Genomic DNA, 6,960 nt, shown 5'->3' with positions numbered 1-6,960 from the left:
ATTCAGAGAGGCCTGGAAGTCATTGAATTCGCGTGTGGTATCCCGCACGTCCTGAAAGGTGAATATACCGAGGGCGCCGGTCCCGGGATCGACGTCTATTCGATGCGCCAGCCCCTGGGCGTCGCGGCCGGGATCACCCCGTTTAACTTCCCCGCCATGATCCCGATGTGGATGTTCGGCGTCGCCATCGCGGTGGGCAACACCTTCGTCCTGAAGCCGTCGGAGAAGGACCCCAGCGTTCCGGTGCGGCTGGCCGAGCTGTTCATGGAGGCCGGCGCGGCCATCGGCATGGACCTGAAGGGCGTGCTGAACGTGGTCCAGGGCGACAAGGTCGCGGTCGACGCGATCCTGACCCATCCCGACATCGCCGCCGTGAGCTTCGTGGGCTCGTCCGATATCGCCTCCTATGTCTATTCGACCGGGACCGCGCACGGGAAGCGCGTCCAGGCCATGGGCGGGGCCAAGAACCACGGCATCGTCATGCCCGACGCCGATCTGGACCAGGTGGTGAAGGACCTGTCGGGCGCGGCCTTCGGCTCGGCGGGCGAGCGTTGCATGGCCCTACCCGTGGTGGTGCCGGTGGGCGCGAAGATCGCGGGCGAACTGCGCGAACGGATGATCGCCGAGATCGAGACCCTGAAGGTGGGCGTCTCGTCGGACGCCGCGGCCCAGTACGGCCCGGTGGTCTCGGCGGCGCACCGCGACAAGATCGCGGGCTATATCCAGATGGGCGTCGACGAGGGCGCCGAGCTGGTGGTCGACGGTCGCGGGTTTGCGCTGCAGGGCTACGAGAAGGGGTTCTTCATCGGCCCCAGCCTGTTCGACCAGGTCAAGGCCGGCATGAGGACCTCCCAGGAGGAGATCTTCGGCCCGGTCCTTCAGATCGTGCGCGCCGACAGCTTCGAGGAGGCGATCGCCCTGCCCAGCCAGCACCAGTACGGCAACGGGGTGGCGATTTTCACGCGCAATGGCCGCGCGGCGCGCGAGTTCGCGGCCCGGGTCCAGGTGGGCATGGTGGGGATCAATGTGCCGATCCCGGTGCCGGTGGCGTATCACAGCTTCGGCGGCTGGAAGCGCAGCGCGTTCGGCGACACCAACCAGCACGGGATCGAGGGCGTGAAGTTCTACACCAAGGTCAAGACGATCACCGCGCGCTGGCCGGAAGGCGACAGTCACGCAGACTCCTCGTTCGTCATCCCGACCATGCGCTGAGGCCGCCGCCATGAACTTCGATCTGACCGACGACCAGCGAGCGATCCAGGACGTGGCGCGGACGTTCGCGGCGGCCGAACTCGCGCCGCATTCGGCCAAGTGGGACGAGGACAAGCACTTCCCGGTCGACGTGCTGCGCAAGGCCGCCGCGCTGGGCTTCGCCGGCATCTATATCGGCGAGGACGTCGGCGGCTCGGCGCTCAGCCGGCTGGACGCCACGATCGTGTTCGAGGCCCTGAGCTATGGCGACGTGTCGAGCGCGGCCTATCTGACGATTCACAACATGGCCTCGTGGATGATCGACCGGTTCGGGGACGAGGCCCTGCGCCAACGCTACCTGCCGCGCCTCACGACCATGGAGCTGGTCGCCAGCTATTGCCTGACGGAACCCGGCTCAGGCTCGGACGCCGCGGCCATGCGGACCAGCGCCAAGCTGGAGGGCGACCACTATGTGCTGAATGGGTCCAAGGCCTTCATCTCCGGCGGCGGGGTGAGCGACGTCTATGTGGTGATGGCGCGGACGGGCGAGCCCGGCGCCAAGGGCGTCTCGGCCATCGTGGTGGAGAAGGAGACGCCCGGGCTCTCATTCGGCGCCCAGGAGCGGAAGATGGGCTGGAACGCCCAGCCGACCGCCCAGGTCAATTTCGACAACTGCCGGGTCCCGGTCGCCAACCGCATCGGGGCCGAGGGTGAGGGCTTCCGGTTCGCGATGATGGGACTGGACGGCGGACGGTTGAACATCGCGTCCTGCTCGCTGGGCGGGGCCGGGTTCGCCCTGGACACGGCCCAGGCCTACATGAGCGAGCGCCAGCAGTTCGGCCGGAACCTGGCCGACTTCCAGGCCCTGCAGTTCAAGATCGCCGACATGGCCACCGAGCTTGAGGCCGCCCGGCTGATGGTGCGGCGCGCGGCCCATGCCCTGGACAACCGCGATCCCCAGGCGACCAAGTTGTGCGCCATGGCCAAGCGGTTCGCCACCGACGCCGGGTTCGAGGTGGCCAACCAAGCCCTGCAACTGCACGGCGGCTACGGCTACCTGGCCGACTATCCGCTGGAGCGGATCGTGCGCGACCTGCGGGTCCACCAGATCCTGGAAGGCACCAACGAGATCATGCGGGTGATCATCGCCCGCGAAATGTTCCGGCAATAGGAAGCGCTGCGCATGACCAGGATCGCCTTCATCGGGGTCGGAAACATGGGCGCCGGCATGGCGGCCAACCAGGCCAAGGCCGGGCATGAGGTCACGGCCTTCGACCTGTCGCCCGTGGCCCTGGCGAAGGCCGTCGAGGCCGGTTGCAGCGCCTCGAACTCCGTGGCCTCGGCCGTGGCGGGAGCCGAGGTGGTGATCACCATGCTGCCGGCCGGCAAGCATGTGCGCGAGGTCTATGGCGCCGAGGTGCTGGCCAACGCCGCGCCGGGCGGCCTGCTGATCGACTGCTCGACCATCGACGTGGACTCAGCCCGCGCGGTGGCCGAGCAGGCGAAGGCGGCGGGTTTCCGTTTTGCCGACGCGCCGGTGTCGGGCGGGATCATGGCGGCGGACGCCGGGACGCTCGCCTTCATGGTGGGCTGCGAGGAGGCCGATTTCGCCGACGTGGAGGCGGCGCTGACGCCCATGGCGCGCGTGGTGTTGCGGGCCGGCGAGGCCGGGGCGGGGCAGGCGGCCAAGATCTGCAACAACATGTTGCTGGGCGTCTCGATGCTGGGGGTCTGCGAGTCCTTCGCCCTGGCTGAAAAGCTGGGTCTCGACGCCGAGCGGTTCTTCGACATCGCCTCGAAATCGTCGGGACAGTGCTGGTCGCTGACCAACTACTGCCCGTGGCCGGGGCCGGTGCCCGCCGCGCCATCCAATCGCGGCTATGAGGGCGGGTTCCTGACCGCCTTGATGCTCAAGGACCTGAAGCTGTCGCAGGCCGCCGCGGCCAAGGTCGGCGCCTCGACGCCCATGGGCGCCCAGGCCGGGGCGCTCTACGCGCTGTTCGACGGTCTGGGCCATGGTGGGAAGGACTTCTCGGCGGTGCTGCAACTGCTGCGCGGGAAGCTAGACGAGCTCAGCTAAACACCGTTGGCAAAATAACGTCGGTCGCCTTAGCGTCCTCGCACAACAACAACGGTGAGGAGACGCGCCATGGCTCGTCGTTTGATGGTTCCCCTATTCGCCGCGCTTAGCCTGGCGAGCGCGGCGGTGGCGGAGGTTCCGGCCAACATCACCACGGCCCTGGCCGACAAGGGCCGCCCCGCCGAGGACGTGTCGCGGGACGCCGCGCGCAAGCCCGGCGAGTTGCTGGCCATGGCGGAAATCAAGCCGGGCGCCAAGGTCGCCGACTTCATCATCGGCGGCGGCTATTTCACCCGCATCCTGTCGGCGGCCGTGGGACCCTCCGGCGTGGTCTACGCCTACCAGCCGGCGGAGTTCATCGCCTTCCAGGCCAGCTATGGCGAGAACCTGAAAAAGGTCGCGGCCAGCCACGCCAACGTCAAACCCCTGGACGCCAGCTTCGGCGCCTTCGACCTCCCCGACGGCCTGGACCTGATCCTGACCGTCCAGAACTATCACGACCTGCACCTGAAGCCGTTTCCCGCCGGCGCCGCGGCGGTGATCAACGCCGAAATCTTCAAGTCGCTGAAGCCGGGCGGCGTGTTCCTGGTGGTCGACCACGAGGCCTTGCCGGGCGCGGGTCTTGGGGTCGCCGACAGCCTGCACCGCATCGACGTGGCCGACGCCAAGAAGGAGATCGAGGCGGCGGGCTTCAAGCTGGTGGAAGAGAGCCAGCTTCTCCACGATCCGTCCGATCCGCACACCGCCAACGTCTTCGACCCGGCCATCCGCGGCAAGACTGATCAGTTCATACTCAAGTTCAAGAAGCCCGGCTAAGGCGATCGGATCACGAATGTATTCCAGGTTCGAGCGCGCGCTCGACACCGCCGTGGCGGACGGCCGTGTGGCCGGCGCGGTGGCGCTCACCACTGACCGCGACGGGGTGACCTATGAGGCCGCTGCGGGCCGGCGCTCGGTCGCCGACGCCGCGGCCATGGACGCGCGGACCGTTTTCTGGCTGGCGTCGATAACCAAGGCCGTGGCCTCCGTCGCCGCCTTGCGAGAGGTGGAACAGGGGCGGCTCAGCCTGGACGGCGACCTGGCGGCGTTGCTGCCGGAGTTCTCCGACCTCCAGGTGCTGGAGGGCTTCGACGAGGACGGGACGCCAAGGCTGCGGCCGGCTCGACGCGCGGTGACGCTGCGCCACCTGCTGACCCACACGTCGGGGTTCGGCTACGGCTTCCTGCACGGCGAGCTCGGTCGTTGGCGCGCGGCGACGGGAGCGGCCGACCCCAACGCCGGGCTCCGCGCCGGCCATGTCCAGCCCCTGCTGTTCGATCCGGGCGAGCAGTGGGCCTATGGCATCGGCATCGACTGGGCGGGCTTGGCCGTCGAGGCCGCCAGCGGCCAGCGCCTGGACGCCTATCTCGCCGAGCATGTCCTGGGCCCGCTGGGCATGTCCGACACAGGTTTCGTACCCACGCCCGAGCAACAGGCCCGCCGCGCCAGTCCGCATGTGCGCGGCGAGGACGGCAAGCTGATGGCCTTCCCGTTCGGCATGCCGACGGCGCCCGAGGTTTGGTCCGGCGGCGCCGGTCTGTTCGGCACGGCGCGGGACTATTCGCGGTTCACGCGGATGCTGCTGAACGGCGGAACCTTCGAGGGCGCGAGGGTGCTGTCCCCGGAGACCGTCGATCTGTTGAGCACGACGCAGACCGGGCCGCTGCGGGCGGGCGCCTTCAAGGGCGGGGTGGCGATGACCCTGGACTTCGACCTCTATCCCGACCAGCACACCGGCTGGGGCCTGACGGGGCTGATCAATCCAGAGCCTTCCGCCGACGGGCGCGGGGCTGGCGGCCTGGCCTGGGCCGGCATCTTCAACACCTACTACTGGGTGGACCGGGCTGCGGGCGTGAGCGGCATGCTGATGGCCCAGCAGACGCCCTTCGGCGATCCCGACGTCCTGGGGCTGTTGAGGGCGCTGGAGCGGGACGCCTACGGAGTGGCGTGAGGCCTACCAGGGGATCTGGCGGCCGTGGTGGTCTAGGAAGCCGCCGGACAGCGCGGGTGTGACGGCGTCGAGGACCGCCAGCAGCCGGGTCGCCGCCTCCGCCGGGGTCTGGACCTCGAGACCCTGCTTGGCATGCGGCGCGGAGAGGCCGGTATCCACCGTGCCGGGGTGCAGCGCCACGCAGACGGCGTGCGGCCGCTGGCGGGCGAGTTCGACGGCGGCGGTCGCCACGAATTGATTGAGCGCGGCCTTGGAGGCGCGATAGCCGTACCAACCTCCAAGTCGGTTGTCGCCGATGCTGCCGACGCGTGCCGAGAGGGTCGCGAACACGGATTTGCCCTCACGCGGGAACAGGGGCAGCAGATGCTTCATCAGCAGGGCCGGCCCGATGGCGTTGACCGCGAAGGCGTGGGCGAGGCGGGCGGGGTCCAATTGCCGCCAGCTCTTTTCCGGCGAGGTCTCGTCGTCCTGCAGGACGCCGGTGGCGTCGAACACCAGCCGCAGATCGCCGGGCTGGTCGGCGAGCCGCCGCGCGGCCTCAGAGATGGAGTGCTCGTCGGTGAGATCGAGGGTCGTGTCGCCCTTGCGGGTAAGGCCGACGACCTGAGCGAACCGGCCGTCACGCGACAGGGCCTCGGCCACAGCGGCCCCGACGCCGCCCCCGGCCCCAATGACGACGGCGAGGCCGTGGGCGGGAAATGAGCAAAGGGCGGACGGCGGGTCTGAAGGCATGGTCTGAACTACGGATCGGCCAAGGCTTCGGATGCCGCGCCATTGCTGTGAGCGGGCGCGCGAGATAGGGGGTTGTGTTCGCAAGGACGATCTCTCGTGCCACGCCCCAAGGGAACCAGGGACTTCGACTACGAGGACAAGCGCCGCGAGTTGCTGCGGCGGATGACGCTTCATGCGATGCGACGCGACGTGGTTCGTCCCAGCCTGCGTGACCTGGCCGCCGCCGCCGACGTCACCGTGCCGACCCTGCGACACTATTTCGGCGCACGACGCGACGTGCTGGACGCCATGCTCGAAGAATCCCTGCGCCTGGGCCGGGGGGGGCTTGACGCCCAGGCGCGCTCGGATGCGCCGTTCGACCAGTCGATGCGCGACTACGCCCGTGCCCTGATCGGCGCCCTGGCCGCGCCGCGCGACGTGAAGCTTGGCGACGTCTTCGCCGTCAGCCTGGGGGAGGGGTTGTTGGATACGGAGGTCAGCGCCTCGACCCTGCGCCACACCCTGGAGCCGACCATCGAGACGCTGGAGGCCCGGCTGGCGGTTCATGTGGCGCGCGGCGAGATGATCGAGACAGACGTGCGGACGGCCGCGCTCATGCTGCTGTCGCCGTTGCTGTTGGCGTCGTTGCACCAGGATCAGCTCAGCGGCGCGACGTGCCGCCCCATGGCCCTGGACGCCATGGCCGACGACCTCAGCGCCGCCTTCGTGCGGGCCTATGCCCGCCAACCGGCGCTGGAGCCCGCTTAAAGTCGACGCGGACCGTTTCAGGTCTTTCTATATTCCATTCGATATATAGAATGGCTCGGCAGCCGCTCGGGCTGTCGAGGAGGCGCCTGCTATGTCGATGGTTCAAGACCTTGAGCGGCTGGCGCCCGAACGTCGGATGGCGAAGATCGCCAAGCCCAGCCAGGCCGAGGCCGCCGCCGCGGTTCGGCTGCTGATCGCCTGGGCCGGCGACGATCCCGAC

7 protein-coding genes are annotated in these 6,960 nt (G+C 68.8%); 6 read left to right on the top strand and 1 reads right to left on the bottom strand.

Annotation, left to right across the window (positions count from 1 at the left end; genetic code table 11):
• The 5 genes from mmsA to RMO04_RS18445 all read left to right on the top strand — a co-directional run.
• Positions 1 to 1,212: CoA-acylating methylmalonate-semialdehyde dehydrogenase (gene mmsA, locus RMO04_RS18465; protein ID WP_309646234.1), on the top strand; the 1,212-nt coding region annotated here is incomplete at its 5' end.
• A gap of 10 nt (positions 1,213 to 1,222) precedes the next feature.
• Entirely contained in the window at positions 1,223 to 2,362 is a 1,140-nt protein-coding gene (locus RMO04_RS18460) for an isobutyryl-CoA dehydrogenase (RefSeq protein ID WP_309646233.1), read from the top strand.
• 12 nt (positions 2,363 to 2,374) lie between these two features.
• Positions 2,375 to 3,271 (top strand): 3-hydroxyisobutyrate dehydrogenase, encoded by an 897-nt coding sequence (gene mmsB, locus RMO04_RS18455; RefSeq protein ID WP_309646232.1) that lies wholly within the window; start codon positions 2,375 to 2,377, stop codon positions 3,269 to 3,271.
• A 69-nt stretch (positions 3,272 to 3,340) separates the two neighbouring features.
• Positions 3,341 to 4,087: a class I SAM-dependent methyltransferase gene (locus RMO04_RS18450; RefSeq protein WP_309646231.1), complete on the top strand. Its 747-nt coding sequence runs from the start codon at positions 3,341 to 3,343 to the stop codon at positions 4,085 to 4,087.
• Positions 4,088 to 4,103: 16 nt separating this feature from the next.
• Positions 4,104 to 5,261 carry a serine hydrolase domain-containing protein gene (locus RMO04_RS18445; protein ID WP_309646230.1) on the top strand — a complete coding sequence of 386 codons (1,158 nt, stop codon included), beginning with the start codon at positions 4,104 to 4,106 and terminating at the stop codon, positions 5,259 to 5,261.
• Positions 5,262 to 5,264: 3 nt separating this feature from the next.
• Here the strand turns inward: RMO04_RS18445 and RMO04_RS18440 are convergent, their stop codons facing one another.
• Positions 5,265 to 5,993: an SDR family NAD(P)-dependent oxidoreductase gene (locus tag RMO04_RS18440; protein ID WP_309646229.1), complete on the bottom strand. Its 729-nt coding sequence runs from the start codon at positions 5,991 to 5,993 to the stop codon at positions 5,265 to 5,267.
• A 96-nt stretch (positions 5,994 to 6,089) separates the two neighbouring features.
• On the opposite strand from RMO04_RS18440, the gene RMO04_RS18435 reads away from it, so the two are divergent.
• Positions 6,090 to 6,740 carry a TetR/AcrR family transcriptional regulator C-terminal domain-containing protein gene (locus RMO04_RS18435; protein ID WP_309646228.1) on the top strand — a complete coding sequence of 217 codons (651 nt, stop codon included), beginning with the start codon at positions 6,090 to 6,092 and terminating at the stop codon, positions 6,738 to 6,740.
• The last annotated feature ends 220 nt before the right edge of the window (positions 6,741 to 6,960 follow it).

It is taken from the genome of Phenylobacterium sp. (assembly GCF_031412415.1).
Taxonomy (GTDB): domain Bacteria; phylum Pseudomonadota; class Alphaproteobacteria; order Caulobacterales; family Caulobacteraceae; genus Phenylobacterium.
The sequence above is the reverse complement of the archived record's forward strand: the minus strand, read 5'-3'. Positions and strand labels throughout refer to the sequence as shown.